This is a genomic window from Mycolicibacterium aubagnense (assembly GCF_010730955.1).
Taxonomy (GTDB): Bacteria; Actinomycetota; Actinomycetes; order Mycobacteriales; family Mycobacteriaceae; genus Mycobacterium; species Mycobacterium aubagnense.
Genome location: NZ_AP022577.1, coordinates 2,101,487 through 2,120,947, shown reverse-complemented (window position 1 = coordinate 2,120,947; position 19,461 = coordinate 2,101,487). Strand labels below are relative to the sequence as shown.

The window sequence follows — 19,461 nt, the reverse complement described above, 5'->3', positions numbered from 1 at the left end:
CCCCCGAATGCGCGGGCGCTCGCTTCCATTCTCGGTCGACGCTGTCCAAAAGCGTTCGGCGACAAATGATCAAGGCCGGCACCAGACGACTGTTGGAGCAGGCCGCTGTTCTCAACTCCCCGTCGCTGCGCTCGCTCGCGCGGCATCAGCCATCCCATTTTCAGGAGTCCTGCAGTGTCCATCATCAACCCACCCAGTGAGCACTCCGCTCACGGCGTCGAAGAGCACGTCGAGAGCAACGAATACCTGGCGAAACGTCAGCTGAAGAAGGGCACGGCCGGCTGGCTGCTGCTCGCCGGCCTGGGCGTCAGCTATGTCGTGTCCGGGGACTACTCCGGCTGGAATTTCGGTCTGGCGCAAGGCGGTTTCGGTGGCCTCGCCATCGCGGCCGTGATCATCGCCGGCATGTACCTGGCCCTGGTGCTGGGTATGGCCGAGCTGTCCTCGGCGCTGCCTGCCGCCGGCGGCGGTTACACCTTCGCCCGCCGAGCGCTGGGCCCCTGGGGCGGGTTCGCCACCGGCACCGCGATCCTGATCGAATACTCGATCGCGCCGGCCGCCATCGCGACATTCATCGGTGCCTACGTGGAATCGTTGGGACTCTTCGGGATTCACAACGGCTGGTGGGTCTATCTCGCCGCCTACGCATTCTTCATCGGCATTCACCTGTCCGGTGTCGGTGAGGCGCTCAAGGTGATGTTCGTGATCACCGCCATCGCGCTGCTGGGCCTGGTGATCTTCGCGATCTGTGCCATCGGGCAGTTCGACGTCGCCAACCTGAGCACCATCGCCGTCGACAGCAGCGCGGCGGGATCGTCCGCGATCCTGCCGCACGGCTACCTCGGTATCTGGGCCGCCATCCCGTTCGCCATCTGGTTCTTCCTCGCGATCGAAGGCGTGCCGCTGGCCGCCGAGGAAACCGCCAACCCGGAGAAGAACGTTCCGCGCGGCATCATCGCGGCGATGACGGTCCTGCTGGTCACCTGTGCCGTCGTGCTGTTCCTCACCACGGGTGTCGGTGGGGCGCAACAGATGTCGGCCTCGGGCAACCCGCTCGTCGAGGCGCTCGGTTCCGGTGTCGGTGCCAAGCTCGTCAACTACATCGGCCTGGCCGGCCTCATCGCAAGCTTCTTCTCGATCATCTACGCCTACTCGCGCCAGCTGTTCGCGCTGTCCCGGGCGGGCTACCTGCCGACCCAGCTTTCGGTGACCAACTCCCGCAAGGCGCCGACGCTGGCGCTCATCGTCCCCGGCGTCATCGGCTTCCTGTTGTCGCTGACCGGCAAGGGCGACCTGCTGCTGAACATGGCCGTGTTCGGTGCCGCGGTGAGCTACGTCCTGATGATGGTCAGCCACATCGTGCTCCGCCGTCGCGAGCCGAACATGCCGCGGCCCTACCGCACCCCGGGCGGCATCGCGACCACGTCGTTCGCCCTCGTCGTCGCCGTCGTCGCGGTCATCGCGACCTTCTTGGTGAACCCGGTCGCGGCGGGCCTGTGCCTGGTGGTGTTCTGCGCCTTCATGCTCTACTTCGCGGTCTACAGTCGGCACCGTTTGGTGGCAAACTCTCCTGATGAAGAGTTCGCGATGCTCGCAGAAGCCGAGGATGAGCTGAAATGAAGTACCACCAGCGGGTTTCGGGGGTGAATTACGCCTTCGACGGGCTTGTGGACTTGATGGCCAAGGCCACGCCGCTGCGCTCCGGTGATGAACTCGCCGGGTGCGCGGCCCACAACGACGCCGAGCGGGCCGCCGCGGCATGGGCATTGGCCGAGCTTCCGCTGGACACCTTCCTCAATGACGCGGTGGTGCCCTACGAGACCGACGAGGTCACCCGCCTGATCATGGATTCCCATGACCAGCAAGCGTTTTCGGAAATCTCCCACCTCACCGTGGGCGCCTTCCGGGACTGGCTGCTGGACGCGGTGGCCGGCGACGACGCCGCCACCCGGATCGCCGCGGTCGCACCCGGCATCACGCCGGAGATGGCGGCAGCGGTCTCGAAGATCATGCGGAACCAGGACCTGATCGCCGTCACCGCGGCCACCCAGGTACACGCGGCCTTCCGCAGCACCATCGGGCTGCCGGGCACCCTGGCCACGCGGCTGCAACCCAACCACCCGACCGACGACCCGCGCGGCATCGCTGCCGCCGTGCTCGACGGACTCCTGATGGGTTGCGGCGACGCCGTCATCGGCATCAACCCCGCCACCGATTCACCGCAGGCCACGGCCGACCTGTTGCACCTGCTGGACAACATCCGCAGCCGCTACGACATCCCGGCGCAGTCCTGCGTGCTGTCCCACATCACCACGACCATCGGCCTCATCGAGGTCGGCGCTCCGGTGGACCTGGTGTTCCAGTCCGTCGCCGGAACCGAAGGCGCCAACAAGGCCTTCGGCGTCGACATGGCACTTCTGCGCGAAGGCAACGAGGCCGGACGCTCGCTGAACCGGGGGACCGTCGGCAACAACGTCATGTACCTGGAGACCGGGCAGGGCTCGGCACTGAGCTCCGGTGCGCATCTGGGCACCGGCGGCCGGCCCGTCGATCAGCAGACCCTGGAAGCGCGCGCCTACGGCGTCGCCCGTGCCCTGGACCCGCTGCTGGTCAACACCGTCGTCGGCTTCATCGGTCCGGAGTACCTCTACGACGGCCGGCAGATCATCCGGGCCGGGCTCGAAGACCACTTCTGCGGCAAGCTGCTCGGCCTGCCGATGGGCGTCGACGTCTGCTACACCAACCACGCCGAAGCCGACCAGAACGACATGGACACCCTGCTCACGCTGCTGGCCGCCGCGGGTTGCGCGTTCGTCATCACGGTGCCCGGCGCTGACGACGTCATGCTCGGCTATCAGAGCCTGTCCTTCCACGACGTCGTGGCGGTCCGTCGCACCCTCGGGCTGCGGCCGGCTCCCGAGTTCGAGGCCTGGCTCAAGAAGGTCGGGATGACCGACGACGCCGGCAAGCTCACCAATTTCGATCTGCAGCGCTCGGCGCTGCGTGCGCTCACTGCGGCGGGATAGACGAATGACCGAAGACGTGGCAATCCAGGAATTCTGGGACGAGCTCCGCAAGACCACCCAGGCCCGCATCGGGCTGGGCCGCGCCGGCAATGCGTTGCCCACCCGCGAGGTGCTCGAACTGTCCGCGGCCCACGCCGCCGCTCGCGACGCCGTGCACGAGCCACTCGACGTCGACGACATGGTCGCCCGCGTGCGCCAGGTCGGCATCGGTGAACCGGCCGTGGTCCGCAGCCAGGCCGAGTCCCGCAGTGAGTACCTGCGCCGACCCGACCTGGGCCGGCTGCCGGCCGCGCCCATGGACGTCCCGGAAACCCCGGCCGACATCGGCTTTGTGCTGGCAGACGGGCTTTCGCCCTACGCACTGGCCAAACACGGCCCGGCGCTGCTCGCCGAACTGGTGGCCGCGTTGCGTGACGACTACACACTGGCGCCACCGGTGATCGCCACCCAGGCGCGCGTCGCCCTCGGGGACCACATCGGTGCGGCGGCGAAGGTGCGGACGCTGCTCGTCATCATCGGGGAGCGGCCGGGCCTGTCGGTCGCCGACAGCCTCGGGATCTATCTGACGCACCTGCCCATGCCGGGACGCACCGATGCGGACCGCAACTGCATCTCCAACATCCACCCGCCCGAGGGCCTCGGTTACCTCGAGGCGGCCAAGGTCGCGGCCGGTCTGGTGGCGGGTGCCCGCGCGTTGGGCCGGTCCGGCGTCGACCTGAAAGACACCTCTCGCGATACCTCGCTGGAAGCGCCCGGCGCCGCCGAGCTCACCTGAGGTCTCGCCGAGCCTGAGCTCGTGTGCCACGAATCAGCCGATATTGGTACACAAGCTCACCTTCGCGGCATCAACCCGCGTTTTGACCTGCGGTGACGCCCGCGGGTAAGCTCCCACGTTGGTGCGCTGCAGGCCGTCAGGCCAGTGGTTCCCGGGTCACCGTCGGTCGCCGGGAAATACCAGGTCGCGCACTTGACCGGCACCCGGATAGCACCGGGACTCAACCCGAGAAGAAGAGGTATAGCTGTGCCTACATTCACGCCGAAGGCGGGTGACACCACGCGTAAGTGGTACGTCATCGACGCCCAAGACGTGGTGCTCGGCCGGCTCGCCGTGGAAGCAGCCAAGCTGCTCCGCGGCAAGCACAAGCCGACGTTCACGCCCAACTCCGATGAGGGTGACTTCGTCATCATCATCAACGCCGAGAAGATTGCCCTGTCGGGCAAGAAGCTCACCGACAAGTTTGCTTACCGTCACTCGGGTTTCCCGGGCGGTCTGAGCAAGCGCTCCATCGGCGAACAGCTGGTGAAGCACCCGACCCGCACCGTTGAGAACGCGATCGTCGGCATGCTCCCGCACAACAAGCTGTCGCGCCAGGTGCAGAAGAAGCTGAAGGTGTACGCGGGTCCTGATCATCCGCACGCCGCTCAGCAGCCGATTCCTTTCGAGATCAAGCAGGTGGCCCAGTGACTGAAGTTGACGTGACTGAAGTGACCGAAGTGACCGAAGAAGTAATCGAAGCGCCCGAGTTCGAGGCGGCCGAAGAGTCGGCCCCCCGCGAGCCCGTGTACATCGACCGTCCGATCCAGACCGTCGGCCGCCGCAAGGAAGCCGTCGTCCGCGTTCGCCTGGTGCCCGGCACCGGCAAGTTCAACCTGGACGGCCGCAGCCTCGAGGACTACTTCCCGAACAAGGTGCACCAGCAGCTGATCAAGGCCCCGCTGGTGACCGTCGACCGCGTCGACACGGTGGACATCTACGCCCACCTCGACGGTGGCGGCCCCTCGGGTCAGGCCGGCGCGCTGCGTCTGGCCATCGCCCGTGCGTTGATCCTGGTTCAGCCCGAGGATCGTCCGGCACTGAAGAAGGCCGGGTTCCTGACCCGTGACCCGCGTGCCATCGAGCGCAAGAAGTACGGCCTCAAGAAGGCCCGCAAGGCGCCTCAGTACAGCAAGCGCTGATCGTTTCTGCTCGTGGGCGGGCGTGTCGCAGTCTGGACACGCCCGCCTTCGGCGTTTCATGAGGGCATCGCTGGGAGAAAGAAGGTCCATGAGTCGGCTGTTCGGCACCGATGGCGTCCGTGGCGTCGCAAATCGTGATCTGACCGCGGAGTTGGCGCTGGCGCTGGGCTCAGCTGCCGCCCGTCGGCTGTGCTCGACCTCAGGAGCCGGCCGTTGTGTCGCGGTGGTCGGACGCGATCCCCGGGCCAGTGGCGAGATGCTGGAGGCCGCGGTCATCGCCGGCATCACCAGCGAGGGCGTCGACGTGCTGCGGGTCGGCGTGCTGCCGACTCCCGCGGTGGCCTACCTCACCGCCTCTTATGACGCGCAGCTCGGCGTGATGATCTCCGCCTCGCACAACCCCATGCCGGACAACGGCATCAAGATTTTCGGCGCCGGCGGGCACAAGCTGGACGACGACACCGAGGACCGCATCGCCGAACTGGTCGCTGCCGGTCCGGGCACCCGCCCCACAGGCGCCGGTATCGGCCGCGTGGTGGACGCCCCCGACGCGCTCGAGCGCTATCTGACCCACGCCGCCAAGGCCGCCGTTGCGCCGTTGGCAGGGCTGACGGTTGTCGTCGACGGCGCCAATGGCGCCGCCTCGGTCGCTGCGCCGCAGGCGTACCGGGCCGCGGGCGCGACCGTCATCGCGATCAACGCCGAACCGACTGGCCTCAACATCAACGACGGCTGCGGTTCCACCCACATGGCGCAGCTGCAGCGGGCCGTCATCGACCACGGCGCCGACCTCGGTCTTGCCCATGACGGCGACGCCGACCGCTGTCTGGCCGTCGATGCGTCGGGCGCACTCGTCGACGGTGACGCCATCATGGTCGTGCTGGCACTGGCGATGCGCGACGCCGGTGAACTGGTGTCGAACACGTTGGTGGCCACCGTGATGAGCAACCTCGGTCTGCACCTGGCCATGCGCGAGGCCGGTATCGAGGTACGCACCACCGGCGTCGGCGACCGGTACGTGCTCGAGGAACTGCGGGCGGGAAGTTTCTCGCTCGGCGGTGAGCAGTCCGGCCACATCGTGATGCCCGAGTTGGGAACCACCGGCGACGGCATCGTCACCGGTCTGCGGCTGATGTCGCGCATGGCGCAAACGGGGGAGGCCCTGGCTCAGCTCTGTGCGCCCATGAAGACGTTGCCGCAGGTGCTGATCAACGTCGAGGTGGCCGACAAGACCACGGTGGCGCAGGCTCCGGCGGTGCAGACCGCGGTCGCCGAAGCCGAAGCCGAACTCGGCGACACGGGCCGAATCCTGTTGCGGCCCTCCGGAACCGAGCAGGTGGTCCGGGTCATGGTGGAGGCCGCTGACGAGGACACCGCGAGGATGGTGGCGTTCCGGGTGGCCGAATCCGTCAGCGACCAGCCCTAGCGTATTTCGGCGGGAGTACGGGCACACCCGGTGCGCGGCATGTGGGCGCGATGATCGGCGGCCTGGTGTACCAGCGTGAGGTCGGCGTCATCGAGCGGGAATTGGTGTGATCTGATGGCGTCGAGGACGGCGTCGAATCGACGCATCACCCGAGGTGTGCTGATCCCGAAGTGTGCCAGGGAAGCGTCGTTGGATGGTTCCGCACCCGTTGCGCAGCCCAGCACAAAGGTGAGGATTCCGCGGTCGTACCAATCTAGGTGCATCGTTGTCTCCCTCTCCTGCAACGAGATTCAGCATTCGACATAGTTCACCGGCACATTGACCGCGAGGCCGCCGGTGGAGGTTTCCTTGTACTTCGACAGCATGTCCGCGCCGGTGGTTCGCATGGTCTCGATCACCTGATCCAGCGAGACGTAGTGAGCTCCGTCGCCGCGGAGTGCCATTCGCGCCGCGTTGATGGCCTTGCCCGCCGAGATCGCGTTGCGCTCGATGCACGGAACCTGGACGAGCCCGTGGATGGGATCGCAGGTGAGGCCGAGGCTGTGCTCCATCGCGATCTCGGCGGCGTTTTCGACCTGCTCCGTTGTGCCACCGAGGATTTCGGCGAGTGCGCCCGCAGCCATCGATGCGGCCGACCCGACCTCGCCCTGGCAGCCGACTTCGGCGCCGGAAATGGACGCCCGCTCTTTGTAAAGCGAACCGATGGCTCCTGCGGTCAGCAGGAACCGCACCGCGGTGCCGTCGGGATCGCGGCGGCCAGCCCGGGTGTAGTGCGCGGCGTAGTGCATCACGGCGGGCACGATGCCGGCGGCGCCGTTGGTGGGCGCGGTGACGACCCGGCCGCCGGATGCGTTCTCCTCGTTGACCGCCAGCGCGACGAGATTCACCCAGTCCTCGGCGAACTCGGGTTGCTTGTTCCAGTCCTCGGCATTGAGGCGCTCGAACCAGTCTCTGGCGCGGCGGCGCACGCGCATGGGTCCGGGCAGGTAGCCGTCGCGCGCGATGCCGCGCACTTCGCACTCGACCATCACATCGCGGATGTGCAGCAGTCGCGCCCGGACCACATCGGCGGATCGGGTTTCGCATTCGACGGCCAGCATGAGATCGCTGATGCTGCAATCACGCTGGCGGCAGAGTTCCACCATCTCCTTGGCGGAGTTGAACGACAGCGCCTGGGTCGTGGCGGTCCGCGTGCCGGGTTCCAGGCTTTCGGCCTCGGTGACGACGAAACCACCGCCGACGGAGAAGTAGGTCTGCTTGTGCAACTCGGCCTCGTGGGCATCGAGCGCGGTCAGCGTCATGCCGTTGGGGTGGAACGGCAGCACGGTCAACGGGCGCAAGACCATGTCGGACTCGGTGAGCGCAATTGCACGCAACCCGCCGAGCATGATGCGGCCGCTGGCGCGCATCTCCTCGACGCGCCGTTCCATGGTGTCGGTCCGGATCTCCTCGGGGTGGTTGCCTTCGAGGCCGAGCAGGATCGCTGTCATGGTGCCGTGGCCGGCGCCGGTCGCGGCCAGTGAGCCATAGAGATCGACGCGGACGTTCGCCACACCATCGGCGCCTCCGAAGGCGCCGATGGTGTGCAGATCGTCGACGAATCGGGCAGCTGCCCGCATCGGTCCGACGGTGTGAGAACTCGACGGACCGATGCCGACGGAGAACAGGTCGAACACGCTGATGGTCACCGGAATCTCCCCTTTCGAAGTCCGTAGACGGGTTGATAGACGAGTGATATATTAGTTATCGCCATACGGTAGTTCAGCATTTGTACCTGGTCAAGGGCTACTTGTGGGGTTGAAGACGACGTGTCAACCACGTGCGAACCATCAGAAAGAAACGGACTCGTCCATGGCGCATCAGCTCATCGATCCGCTCCTGCAGCCTTTCCGGCTGAAGAACATGACCCTGCGCAATCGCGTGGTGAGTACGTCGCACGAGCCGTCCTACACCGAGGACGGCATGCCCAAGCGCCGCTACCGGCTCTACCACGAGGAGAAGGCCAAAGGCGGCATCTCGCTGACCATGATGGGCGGCTCGGCCGTCGTCGCGCCCGACAGCCCTTCTGCCTTCGGCAATCTGCACGTCTACAAGGACGAGATCGTGCCCTGGCTGAGCGAGCTCGCCTATGGCGTCCATGAGCATGGCGCCATGGTGATGTGCCAGATCACCCACCTGGGCCGCCGCACCAGTAATTACGACGGCGACTGGCTGCCGGTCGTGTACCCATCGGCGATCCGTGAGCCCGCCCACCGGTCCTTCCCCAAGGTGGCAGAGGAGTGGGATATGGACCGCATCGTCAAGGCATACGCCGATGCCACCGCGCGGTGCCGCGCGGCCGGCCTGGACGGCATCGAACTCGAGGCCTATACCCATCTGCTCGACGCGTTCTGGTCGCCTCTGACCAACCATCGCGACGACGAGTACGGCATGGGGAGCATGGAGGATCGACTTCGCTTCCCGCTGAGGGTGATTCGCGCAGTGCGCGAGGCCGCCGGACCGGACTTCGCGGTCGGCATCCGGATGTCACTCGATGAGGACCTGCCGGGTGGCCTGCGCTACGACGACGGCATCGAGATCGCCAAACGCCTGGTGCCCGAGGGTATCGATTTCATCAGCGTGATAAAGGGCTACATGGCCAGCGACGAGGCGCTCTCGCGCGTGATCCCGCCGATGGGTACGCCGGTCGCGCCGCACCTGTCGTTCGCCGGGCAGGTCAAGAAGGAACTCGGGATCCCGGTCATGCACGCGGCCCGGATCAATGACGTGGCCACTGCCCGTCATGCGATCCGGGATGGTCTCCTCGACCTCGTCGGTATGACTCGTGCGCACATCGCCGATCCGCACATCGTCGCGAAAATACAAGCGGGCGAAGAGGATCGGATTCGTCCCTGTGTCGGCGCGACCTACTGCCTCGACGAGATCTACCAGAACCGCGACGCCAAGTGCGTGCACAACCCGTCCACCGGACGCGAAGACCGGCTGCCACATCGCGTGTCCAAGGCGACCGGGCCGGCGCGGACGGCGGTGGTCATCGGGGCCGGCCCGGCCGGACTGGAGGCCGCCCGGGTGCTCGGCGAGCGCGGTCACCGCGTCGTCGTTTTCGAGGCTGCCGACGCGGCCGGCGGTCAGGTCCGGATCGCGGCGTCGTCACCGCGCCGGCGTGATCTGATCAGTATCATCGAGTGGCGGCTGGACGAGTGCAAGCTGCTCGGCGTCGACATCCGGACCAACCGCTACGTCGACGTCGACGAGGTGCTGGCGGAGAACCCCGAGATCGTGGTGGTCGCCACCGGCGGTGTTCCGAACACCGAATTCCTCACTGAGGGAGCCAATCTGGTCACCGATGGTTGGGATGTGTTGTGTGGCGCGGTGCATCCGCGCGGCGCGGTCATGCTCTACGACGACAATGGTGGCCACCCCGGACTGGATGCCGCCGAGGTGCTGGCCCGCAGCGGCGTCGCCGTCGAATTCGTCACTCCGGAGCGGACATTGGCGCCCGATGTCGGCGGGGTGAATTACCCGGGCTACTTCAAGGTGTTCGCCGAGCACGACGTTCACGTCACGCTCAATGAGCGGCTGACCGCGGTGCGCCGCAAGGACGGCCGGCTCGAAGTGGACCTCTACAACGAATATGCGCACGCCACGCGGCAGCGCATGGTCGACCACGTCGTCGTCGAACACGGCACGCTGCCGTCGGATGAGTTGTACTTCGGGCTGGTCCCCGGTTCCACCAACCTCGGCGAGGTCGACCAGCAGGCTCTGCTCAACCTGCAACCGCAGGAGGTCGTGCGCAACGCCAGCGGCGGCTACCAGCTTTTCCGGATCGGTGACGCCGTCGCCAGTCGCAACATCCACGCCGCGATCTACGACGCGTTCCGGCTCTGCTTGGTTCTCTGATCACAAACATCCCCTGACAGACAAAGAGTATCCCTATGCCGCAACAAGTTCGAGGTGTCATCACCCGCTCCAAGGGAGCACCGGTCGAAGTCACCACCATCGTGATTCCGGACCCTGGCCCAGGTGAGGTGGTGGTGAACATCCAGGCGTGCGGTGTCTGCCACACCGACCTGACCTACTGCGAGGGCGGCATCAACGACGAGTACCCGTTCCTGCTCGGCCACGAGGCCGCCGGCGTCGTCGAAGAGGTCGGGCCCGGTGTTGAATCGGTGGAGGTCGGCGACTTCGTGATCCTCAACTGGCGCGCGGTGTGTGGTCAGTGCCGGGCGTGCAAGCGCGGTCGTCCGCAGTACTGCTTCGATACCTTCAACGCCACCCAGAAGATGACGCTGGAGGACGGTACCGAGCTGACCCCCGCGCTGGGCATCGGCGCGTTCGCCGACAAGACGCTGGTCCACGCCGGGCAGTGCACCAAGGTCGACGCCAGTGCCGACCCGGCGGTAGTCGGTCTGCTGGGCTGTGGCGTGATGGCTGGGCTGGGTGCAGCGGTCAACACCGGCAACGTATCCCGTGGCGACTCGGTGGCCGTGATCGGCTGCGGTGGCGTCGGCGACGCCGCCATCATGGGTTCCCGGCTGGCCGGCGCGGGCAAGATCATCGCGGTGGACCGGGACCCCCGGAAGCTGGAGTGGGCCAAGGAACTCGGCGCCACCCACACCGTCAACGCCGCTGAAACAGACACCGTCGAAGCGGTGCAAGAGCTCACCGGTGGGTTCGGCGCCGACGTCGTGATCGATGCGGTCGGGCGTCCGGAAACGTGGAAGCAGGCTTTCTATGCCCGCGACCTGGCCGGCACCGTCGTCCTGGTCGGCGTGCCCACCCCGGATATGACGCTGGAGATGCCACTCGTCGACTTCTTCTCCCGCGGCGGGTCGCTGAAGTCGTCGTGGTACGGCGACTGCCTTCCCGAGCGTGATTTCCCGATGCTCGTCGACCTCTACCAGCAGGGCCGAATCCCGTTGGAGCGCTTCGTCTCCGAACGGATCAAACTCGACGAGGTCGAGGACGCGTTCCACACCATGCACGCAGGCAATGTGCTGCGTTCGGTGGTGGTGCTGTGAGTGGACAGCTCCGCATCGACCGCGTCGTCACGTCGGGCACCTTCAGCCTCGACGGCGGGACGTGGGACGTCGACAACAACGTGTGGGTGGTCGGCGACGACTCCGAGGTCGTCATCGTCGATGCCGCCCACACTGCGCCCCAGATCGTCGACGCCGTCGCCGGCCGCAACGTCGTGGCGGTGGTCGTGACCCACGGACACAACGACCACGTGACCGTCGCCCCGGAGCTGGCCCACGAGTTGCACGCTCCGATTCTGCTGCATCCCGGCGACGACATACTCTGGAAGGCAAGCCATCCGGACGAAAAGTACTGGAATCTCGACGCCGGCCGGCGGATCGGCGTCGCGGGCACCGAGATCGAGGTCATCCACACCCCCGGGCACTCGCCGGGGTCGGTCTGCTTGTACCTGCCCGAGGCCGGTGCGCTGTTCTCCGGAGACACCCTGTTCAACGGCGGGCCCGGCGCGACCGGGCGGTCCTACAGCGATTTCCCGACGATCATCGACTCCATCCGGGATTCGATCCTGACGCTGCCGGAAGAGACGCGGGTGCATACCGGCCACGGCGATCACACCACTGTCGGTGCCGAGGCCCCGCACCTGGCGGAGTGGATCGCACGCGGCCACTGACTACGGAGGTGACCCATCCAGCCTGGCCACTGACGTTCAATAGCACTGTGCGGCGGCAACTCTGATGAGTTGCCGCCGCACACTTGTTTGTTGCTGGACGAACGTGAGCTTGCCTTCGAAGATCCTGCGAAACTTCGAACGCAAGCTCACGTTCGGCCGTATGCCCTAGTGGTATTCCATGGCGGCATCGATCAGCCAGTCGGCCAGATAGCCGGCGAACGACGAGCGGACGATGATCCGGTAGTCGGTTCCCTTGTCATCCAACGGAATCAGCACGACGGCAGCCAACGCCAGCACGGTCTGAGCCGCGGCACCGGGACCGAACACGCGCGGATGCAGATCCAGCGAACACCCTTTGGCCAGCACGTCGCGGGCGTGCGCTCCGCGCAGGCGCACCGTGGTTCGCTGGGCCGACACGTCGACGGCAGCACCGCCGGTCGCGGCGATCGCCTCGTGCAGTTCCGCCTCGAGTGCCTCTCCGCCGCGCTGCGTCGAAGTGACCAGCCACTCCTGCGGACCGAACCAGATCACCGTTGAATCCGGGCCGGCGACATATGTGCCCGGCGTCGTCGGCAACGAGGTCAGGCCGAGGAGCCGGGCGGCTTCGGCGCCGCCGGCTCCGGCCGGGTCGACCCACAGGTCGACCATCGTGACGAACGGCTCTTCAGTGAGGGTCGCCGCCGGTGGAGTCGCTGCGAACTGGGTGGACCAACCCTGCAACGGGCTACGGCGAGTGAGGGTTTCAGCCATCGCGGCGTGCTCCTTCGGGATCGACGAGAACGGAACCGGTGACCTCGACGGCAACCAGGGCGCCGTCCACCGGAACGGTGAGGGTGTCTCCGATGCGGGCGTGGCCGCCCTTGACCAATGCCAGCGCGAACGGGCGCCCGAGTTCGGCGCTGCGGTAGCTCGACGTGACATGTCCGAGCATGGGAACCGGTGGCGGCGGCAACGCGCCATCGGCGGGTGTCTCGATGATCTGAGCGCCTTCGGGCAGCACGGTCCGCGCATCGACCGGAAGGAGTCCGACGAACTGCTTGCGCAGTGGATTCAGGTTCTCCGCACGAGTGAATGACCGCTTCCCGACGAAATCGGGCTTCTTCTTCGACACCACCCAGTTCATCCCGAGGTCCTGCGGTGTGACGGTGCCGTCGGTGTCCTGCCCGATGATGGGGTAGCCCTTCTCCGCCCGCAGTACGTGCATGGTCTCGGTGCCGTACGGGGTGATGCCGAAAGGCTCGCCGGCGGCAATCAGCCGCTCCCACAACGCGGTTGCGTACCAGCCCATGACGTTGACCTCATAGGCGAGCTCGCCGGAGAAGCTTACCCGGCCGATCCGGACGTGGACCCCATCGAGTTGGGTGTCCCGCCAGGCCATGAACGGGAACGCCTCATTGCTGACGTCGACGCCGGGGAATACTGTGCCGATGACATCCCGCGAGCGTGGGCCGACCACCGGGAAGGTGTGCCACTGTTCGGTGACGGAGGTGAGTCGCACGCGCAGATGCGGCCACTCGGTCTGCAGCCATTCCTCCATCCAGTCCAGGATCCGGGCCGCGCCGCCCGTGGTGGTGAACACCTGGAAGCGGTCGTCGGCCAGGCGCATGACAGTGCCGTCGTCGATGACCATGCCATCCACACCACACATGACGCCGTACCGCAGCATGCCGACCTTGAGCGTGCTCATCAGGTTTGTGTAGAGCAGGTCGAGCAGTTCGCCGGCATCGGGACCCTGAACGTCGATCTTGCCCAGCGTCGAGCCATCGAGAATGCCGACACTTGTCCGCGCAGCTGCACATTCGCGCAATACCGCGGTTTCCATGTCTTCGCCGGGCAGCGGGTAGTAACGGGGACGCTTCCACTGGCCGACATCCTCGAAGACAGCACCGCGGGCGGCATGCCAATCATGCACCGCGGTAACGCGTTCCGGGTCGAACATGCGCCCACGGCTGCGGCCGGCCAGTGCGGCGAACGCCACCGGCGTATACGGCGGGCGGAACGTGGTGACGCCCAGATCCGCCACCGGGACATCGAGTAGCTCGGCGGTGATACCCGAGGCGACGACGCCTGAGGTCTTGCCCTGATCGTGCGCGGTGCCGATCGTGGTGTAGCGCTTGATATGTTCCATCGAACGCATCCCGGCGCCGACGGCGCGGACCAGGTCTGCCACCGTGGCATCGCGCTGGACGTCGACAAACTGTGTGGCCGCACCGTCGGCGCCGGAAACCCGCCACAGCACCAGGGGAGCGCCGGCGGTGCGAATCGAATCCGACTCTCCGGCAAGCGGTTCGGCCGAGGCGGGGAATCCGCGAGTCGCCAGGGCGCGTGCCGCGGCGGTGCGACCGTCGCGCAGGCAGCCGGGTAGGTCGAATGTCCCTGCCGCCGAACCGGCGACACTCACCTCATCGAGCTCTGCGCCCGGCACGAAGGCGCCGATGCCGTCGTCGTACCGCAGCGGGCCGCGAACCTGACTGAACAGGTGCACCGCGGGATTCCAGCCGCCGCTGACCAGGAGCAGATCGCAAGGCAGCGACTCGGATTCGCCGTCGGCACCGGTGACCATCGCGGCACTGACCCGGTTCTCACCCTGGGTGCCGCTGACGACCGACGCGGTCCGGAGTTCGATGCCCCGCGAGGCGCACTCGGCGCGCAGATCCGAGGCCACCTCACTGCGCGCATCGGCGATCGCGGTGATTGTCACGCCGGCGTCGTGCAGGTCCAGCGCTGCTTGATAGGCGCTGTCGTTGGTCGTGAACACCACGGCCTGTGCGCCGACCTTGACGCCGTAGCGGTGGAGGAAGGTGCGGGCGCCGCCCGCGAGCATGATGCCGGGGCGGTCATTGTCGGTGAACACCACCGGACGTTCGTGCGCCCCGGCGGCGACGATGATGTGCCGGGCCCGGATCCGCCACACGCGCTGGCGGCTGACCCCGGCGGGGGCATCCGTGCCGAGGTGGTCCGTACGCCGTTGCAGCGCAAGGACAAATCCGTCGTCGTAGTGGCCGAATGCCGTCGTGCGCTGCAGATGCAGCACCTCGGGGTAGGCGGCGAGTTCGGCGACGGCGTCGGAGACCCACTGCAACGCGGGCTGCCCCGCGATGGTGTCCGTGCTGCCCAAGAGCGCGCCACCGGCTTCGCTCTGCTCATCGATCAGCACGACTCGGGCGCCGGCGCGTGCCGCCGTCAGCGCGGCCGCCAGACCCGCCGGACCGGCACCGGCGACCAGGACGTCGGCGTGCACGTGGGTCGAGTCGAAGCGGGCGGTGTCGGCGACTTCGGCCAGTCGGCCCTGTCCCGGGATCCCCCGTGCCACGAGGCCGTCGTAGAGCTCAATGGTGGTGGCGAGCAGCATGGGCTCGGGGAACGGATGCTCGATCTGCACCAGGCCGCCGGTGTCCTCGGCCCACGCCGACGTGAAGCCACGGGGGCGTCCCATCTTGATGCTGGAGGTGACGTGGTGCACCCCGTGCGCCAGCAGCGCGGAGGCCAGCGTGTCCCCGGCGTGCCCGGTGTACTCGCGGTCATTGAAGGTGAAGGTGTACACCGCATCTCGGTCGATACGGCCACCGGTCTCGGTGCGAAATAGAGGGGTCATCAGAGCTCCTTCGAATCCCCGGTCACTGCGCTCCGTCCCGCCGCCGGCCTCTGCTCGTCGAGTCGGTAAACGCGGTCGAATCGGTAGGTGGCCGTGTCGCGGATGGCGTTGAACCAGCGGCGGCAGCCGGCGCTGTGGGTCCACCGTTCGGCGAACAGCCCTTTGGGGTTGGCGCGGAAGAACACGTAATGCGCCCACTGTTCGTCGGTGAGCGATTGGGGGTCTTCGGGGTAGGCGACATGTGCCTGGCCGCCGTAGTGGAATTCGGTTTCCTCGCGTGGTCCGCACCACGGGCAGTCGATGAGTTGCATTGTGACTCCTGCGATTCGGTGGGATCTAGTGCGCCACGCCGGCGGCGCCGTGCTCGTCGACCAGGGCTCCGGTGACGAACCGGTCGAGGCTGAACGGGGCGACGTATTCGTGTTCGGCGTTGTTGGCGATCGTGTCGGCCAGGCACCAGCCGATACCCGGCGTGACCTTGAATCCGCCTGTACCCCAACCGGCGTTGAGGTACAGGTTGTCGTAGCCGACGCGACCGACGATCGGTGACGCGTCGGGGCAGACGTCGACGATGCCTGCCCAGGTACGCAACAGGTGTGCCCGGGCGAAGACCGGGAACAGCTCCACGGCGGCCGCCATCTGGCGTTCGATGATGTGGAACGCGCCGCGCTGGCCGTAGCCGTTGTACGAGTCGACGCCGGCACCCATCACGAGTTCACCCTTGTGCGCCTGAGATACGTAGACGTGCACGGCGTTCGACATCACGATGGTCGGGTGCACGGGTTCCAGCAGTTCTGACACCAGCGCCTGCAGCGGATGACTCTGCAGCGGCGTGCGGATGCCCAGCATGTCGGTCAGCGTCGAGGTGTGCCCGGCCGCGCACAGCGCCACGTGGCCGGCGCCGATGTCACCGCGGGTGGTGCGCACCCCGGTCACCCGGTCACCGTCGGTGACGAAGCCGGTGACCTCGCAGTTCTGGATGATGTCGATGCCGGCCTCATCGGCCCGGCGCGCGAAGCCCCAGGCGACGTAGTCGTGCTTGGCGATACCGGCGCGCGGCTGGTAGGTCGCGCCCAGTACCGGGTAGCGAATGTCGCTGGAAATGTTGACGATCGGGCACAGGTCTTTGACCTCTTTGGGCTCCACCCACTCGGCGTCGATGCCGTTGAGCTTGTTGGCCTCGACGCGTCGCACGCTGTCGCGGACGTCCTGCAGACTGTGAGCGAGGTTGAGGACACCGCGCTGGCTGAACAGGATCGGGTAGTCCAGATCCTCCTCGAGTCCTTCCCACAGCTTGAGGGCGTGCTCGTAGATCCGCGCGCTCTCGTCCCACAGGTAGTTGGACCGGATCAGGGTGGTGTTGCGGGCCATGTTGCCGCCGGCCAGCCAACCACGTTCAAGCACGGCCACATTCGTGATGCCGTGGTTCTTGGCGAGGTAGTGCGCGGTCGCCAGGCCGTGCCCGCCGCCGCCGACGATGACGACGTCGTAGGACTTCTTCGGTTCCGGTGTCCGCCAGAGGAATTCGGGGTGGTCGGGCAGATGGGCGCCTGGCGGGATCGTCGGTGCGGTCACAGCGAGTCCGCCGTGAGGTTCGGGTACAGCGGGAAACGGTCGGCCAGCACGTCCACCCGAGCGCGCAACTCTGCCAGTGCGGCATCGTCGGTGTCGGGCCGGAGCGCGTGGCTGATGACGTCGGCGACTTCGCGGAAGCTCTCCAGATCGAAGCCGCGGGTGGCGAGCGCGGCGGTGCCGATCCGGACCCCCGAGCTGACCATCGGCGGTCGCGGATCAAAAGGTACGGCGTTGCGGTTCACCGTGATTCCCGCCCGGTGCAGTCGATCTTCGGCCTGCTTGCCGTCCAGCTCGGACTCACGGAGATCGACCAGGACCAGGTGGACGTCGGTGCCGCCGGAGACGACGTTGATACCGGCGGCGCGCGAATCGTCCTGCAGCAGCCGCTCGGCCAGGATCGCTGCGCCGTCGAGCGTGCGCTGCTGGCGCTCGCGGAATTCCGGTGCCGCAGCGAGTTTGAACGCGACGGCCTTGGCGGCGATGACGTGCTCGAGCGGGCCGCCCTGCTGGCCGGGGAACACCGACGAGTTGAACTTCTTGGCCAACACTTCGTCGTTGGTCAGGATGATGCCGCCGCGTGGGCCGCCCAGTGTCTTGTGGGTGGTCGACGTGACGACGTGGGCGTGCGGCACCGGAGAGGGGTGCAGACCGGCGGCGACGAGCCCGGCGAAATGGGCCATGTCGACCATGAGGTAGGCGCCGACTTCGTCTGCGATACGTCGGAATTCGGCGAAATCGAGTCGCCGCGGGTACGCCGACCAGCCGGCCAGGATCAGCTTCGGCTGCCGTTCCCGGGCGATCCGCTCGACCTCGGCCATGTCGACGCGGTGGTCTTGCTCGCCGACGTGGTAGGCCGCGACGTCGTAGAGCTTGCCGGAGAAGTTCAGCTTCATCCCGTGGGTGAGATGACCGCCATGCGCGAGATCCAGGCCCAGGATCGTGTCGCCGGGGGAGAGGAGTGCCGCCATGGCCGCGGCGTTGGCCTGCGCCCCGGAATGTGGTTGCACGTTGGCGTATTCGGCGCCGAACAGGCTCTTGACCCGGTCGATGGCGAGTTGTTCGGTGACGTCGACGTATTCGCACCCGCCGTAGTACCGGCGGCCGGGGTAGCCCTCGGCGTACTTGTTGGTCAGCACCGAGCCCTGTGCCTGCATCACGGCGACCGGCGCGAAGTTCTCGCTCGCAATCATCTCCAGCGTGCTCTGCTGACGGTGCAACTCGGCGGAGATGGCCCGGTGCACTTCTGGATCCAGGTCGGCGAGGCTCGCGCTCAGCATGGGGTGCGTGGCTGTCGGTGCGGTGTCGAGGGTCATGTGGACCTTTCTGACATTCCAGTATGTAGTGGACTAATATATCAGCTGCCGGTTAGATTAGGATCAGGTCGTGGCCGCGTCAATAGGTAGGCCGCAGACACTTTTGGAGGAGTGGCGATGACGCTGACGGAGTTGTCGTTCGGCGAGTCCGACGGCTCGCCGGCTGCTGCCGAGACCAATGCCGACCGCGCGTACGACATCGTGCGCGAACGACTGGTGATGCTGGACATCCGGCCGGGCGAGCCGATCAATGACGACCGGCTGGCGGCCAAACTCGGATTCGGTCGTACCCCGGTACGGGAGGCGCTCAAGCGCCTCGAACGCGATCGCCTCGTCGTCGCCTACCCGCGCCGCGGCACGTTCGCCGCCGCGGTCGACATGACGGACCTGGCTGACATCTCCGAGATTCGAAAGCTGTTGGAGCCGACGGCGGCCGCCCGCGCCGCCCGGATCGCGGCGCCGGACGCCCGCACCCGACTGACTGCACTTTCGCGGGCGATCGCCGGGATCGAGGACACCGATGATCCCCGTGAGATCCTGCGTCACGACGTCCATGTGCACCGCGAGATCTACCGGGCCTCGGGCAATCCGCACCTGGAACAGATCCTGGTCGGCCTCGACGCGCACGCCACCCGGATCTGGTGTCTGTTCCTGGATCGGCTACCAGGCGTTGCCGGTCACGTTCGCGAACACATCGAGCTGTTGGAAGCCATCGTCGGCGGCGACGAGGGAACGGCGGCGGCGCTCACGATGGCCCATGTCTGCGGCTTCGAGGCGGCTATTCGTGCGTTGTTGTGATGTCTGCGCCACCCGTCGCCGGCTGCCTGCGGTCCAGCGTGCCGGTCCTGGGCGGTTCCTGATATATCATTGTGCTGGCTGACTAAGGTCAGTTGCCGGCTGGTGAAGACAGGGACGTCTGG

General features: G+C 66.9%; 17 protein-coding genes. 10 read left to right on the top strand and 7 right to left on the bottom strand.

The window, feature by feature from the left end; all coding sequences use genetic code 11:
- Positions 1-174 precede the first annotated feature (174 nt).
- The 6 genes from eat to glmM all read left to right on the top strand — a co-directional run bounded on the left by eat (position 175) and on the right by glmM (position 6,408).
- Positions 175-1,620 carry an ethanolamine permease gene (gene eat, locus G6N59_RS10430; RefSeq protein WP_179970296.1) on the top strand — a complete coding sequence of 482 codons (1,446 nt, stop codon included), beginning with the start codon at positions 175-177 and terminating at the stop codon, positions 1,618-1,620.
- Positions 1,617-3,026, top strand: a complete 1,410-nt coding sequence (locus G6N59_RS10425) for an ethanolamine ammonia-lyase subunit EutB (protein ID WP_138232122.1) — start codon at positions 1,617-1,619, stop codon at positions 3,024-3,026. Before eat ends, G6N59_RS10425 begins: the two co-directional genes overlap by 4 nt.
- 4 nt (positions 3,027-3,030) lie before the next feature.
- The gene (eutC, locus tag G6N59_RS10420; RefSeq protein ID WP_138232121.1) at positions 3,031-3,801 is read left to right on the top strand and encodes an ethanolamine ammonia-lyase subunit EutC; all 771 of its coding nucleotides are present in this window, start codon (positions 3,031-3,033) and stop codon (positions 3,799-3,801) included.
- Positions 3,802-4,047: 246 nt separating this feature from the next.
- Positions 4,048-4,491 carry a 50S ribosomal protein L13 gene (rplM, locus tag G6N59_RS10415; protein WP_064859820.1) on the top strand — a complete coding sequence of 148 codons (444 nt, stop codon included), beginning with the start codon at positions 4,048-4,050 and terminating at the stop codon, positions 4,489-4,491.
- Between the two features lie 11 nt (positions 4,492-4,502).
- A complete protein-coding gene (gene rpsI, locus G6N59_RS10410; protein WP_138232138.1) occupies positions 4,503-4,982 on the top strand; it encodes a 30S ribosomal protein S9 in 480 nt (159 codons plus the stop codon).
- 88 nt (positions 4,983-5,070) lie between these two features.
- Positions 5,071-6,408: a phosphoglucosamine mutase gene (glmM, locus tag G6N59_RS10405; RefSeq protein WP_138232120.1), complete on the top strand. Its 1,338-nt coding sequence runs from the start codon at positions 5,071-5,073 to the stop codon at positions 6,406-6,408.
- On the opposite strand, the gene G6N59_RS10400 is transcribed toward glmM, so the two are convergent.
- Together G6N59_RS10400 and G6N59_RS10395 are read right to left on the bottom strand one after the other, a co-directional pair.
- Positions 6,405-6,671 carry a hypothetical protein gene (locus G6N59_RS10400; RefSeq protein WP_138232119.1) on the bottom strand — a complete coding sequence of 89 codons (267 nt, stop codon included), beginning with the start codon at positions 6,669-6,671 and terminating at the stop codon, positions 6,405-6,407. The genes glmM and G6N59_RS10400 overlap by 4 nt on opposite strands.
- A gap of 27 nt (positions 6,672-6,698) precedes the next feature.
- The gene (locus tag G6N59_RS10395) at positions 6,699-8,096 is read right to left on the bottom strand and encodes an L-serine ammonia-lyase (RefSeq protein ID WP_138232118.1); all 1,398 of its coding nucleotides are present in this window, start codon (positions 8,094-8,096) and stop codon (positions 6,699-6,701) included.
- Positions 8,097-8,259: 163 nt separating this feature from the next.
- Between G6N59_RS10395 and G6N59_RS10390 the strand changes: the two genes are divergently transcribed.
- Genes G6N59_RS10390 through G6N59_RS10380 form a run of 3 tightly spaced genes read left to right on the top strand, consistent with a single transcriptional unit; the run spans position 8,260 to position 12,058 of the window.
- Complete coding sequence (locus G6N59_RS10390; RefSeq protein ID WP_138232117.1) at positions 8,260-10,308, top strand: NADH:flavin oxidoreductase; 2,049 nt, start codon at positions 8,260-8,262, stop codon at positions 10,306-10,308.
- A 35-nt stretch (positions 10,309-10,343) separates the two neighbouring features.
- On the top strand, positions 10,344-11,429 hold the full coding sequence (locus G6N59_RS10385; RefSeq protein ID WP_138232116.1) for an S-(hydroxymethyl)mycothiol dehydrogenase: 1,086 nt from the start codon (positions 10,344-10,346) through the stop codon (positions 11,427-11,429).
- Complete coding sequence (locus tag G6N59_RS10380) at positions 11,426-12,058, top strand: MBL fold metallo-hydrolase (protein WP_138232115.1); 633 nt, start codon at positions 11,426-11,428, stop codon at positions 12,056-12,058. The genes G6N59_RS10385 and G6N59_RS10380 overlap by 4 nt, the downstream gene beginning before the upstream one ends.
- A gap of 165 nt (positions 12,059-12,223) precedes the next feature.
- Here the strand turns inward: G6N59_RS10380 and G6N59_RS10375 are convergent, their stop codons facing one another.
- From G6N59_RS10375 to glyA, 5 genes are read right to left on the bottom strand one after another with little or no spacing between them, the layout of a single operon-like run.
- On the bottom strand, positions 12,224-12,808 hold the full coding sequence (locus tag G6N59_RS10375) for a sarcosine oxidase subunit gamma (RefSeq protein ID WP_138232114.1): 585 nt from the start codon (positions 12,806-12,808) through the stop codon (positions 12,224-12,226).
- Positions 12,801-15,653 carry a 2Fe-2S iron-sulfur cluster-binding protein gene (locus G6N59_RS10370; protein ID WP_138232113.1) on the bottom strand — a complete coding sequence of 951 codons (2,853 nt, stop codon included), beginning with the start codon at positions 15,651-15,653 and terminating at the stop codon, positions 12,801-12,803. The genes G6N59_RS10375 and G6N59_RS10370 overlap by 8 nt, the downstream gene beginning before the upstream one ends.
- Entirely contained in the window at positions 15,653-15,964 is a 312-nt protein-coding gene (locus tag G6N59_RS10365) for a sarcosine oxidase subunit delta (RefSeq protein WP_138232112.1), read from the bottom strand. Before G6N59_RS10365 ends, G6N59_RS10370 begins: the two co-directional genes overlap by 1 nt.
- 25 nt (positions 15,965-15,989) lie before the next feature.
- Positions 15,990-17,228, bottom strand: coding sequence for a sarcosine oxidase subunit beta family protein (locus G6N59_RS10360; RefSeq protein WP_138232111.1), 1,239 nt, complete (start codon positions 17,226-17,228; stop codon positions 15,990-15,992).
- Positions 17,225-18,541, bottom strand: a complete 1,317-nt coding sequence (gene glyA, locus G6N59_RS10355) for a serine hydroxymethyltransferase (protein WP_138232110.1) — start codon at positions 18,539-18,541, stop codon at positions 17,225-17,227. The genes G6N59_RS10360 and glyA overlap by 4 nt, the downstream gene beginning before the upstream one ends.
- A 117-nt stretch (positions 18,542-18,658) precedes the next feature.
- On the opposite strand from glyA, the gene G6N59_RS10350 reads away from it, so the two are divergent.
- On the top strand, positions 18,659-19,339 hold the full coding sequence (locus tag G6N59_RS10350) for a GntR family transcriptional regulator (protein ID WP_138232109.1): 681 nt from the start codon (positions 18,659-18,661) through the stop codon (positions 19,337-19,339).
- Positions 19,340-19,461 lie beyond the last annotated feature (122 nt).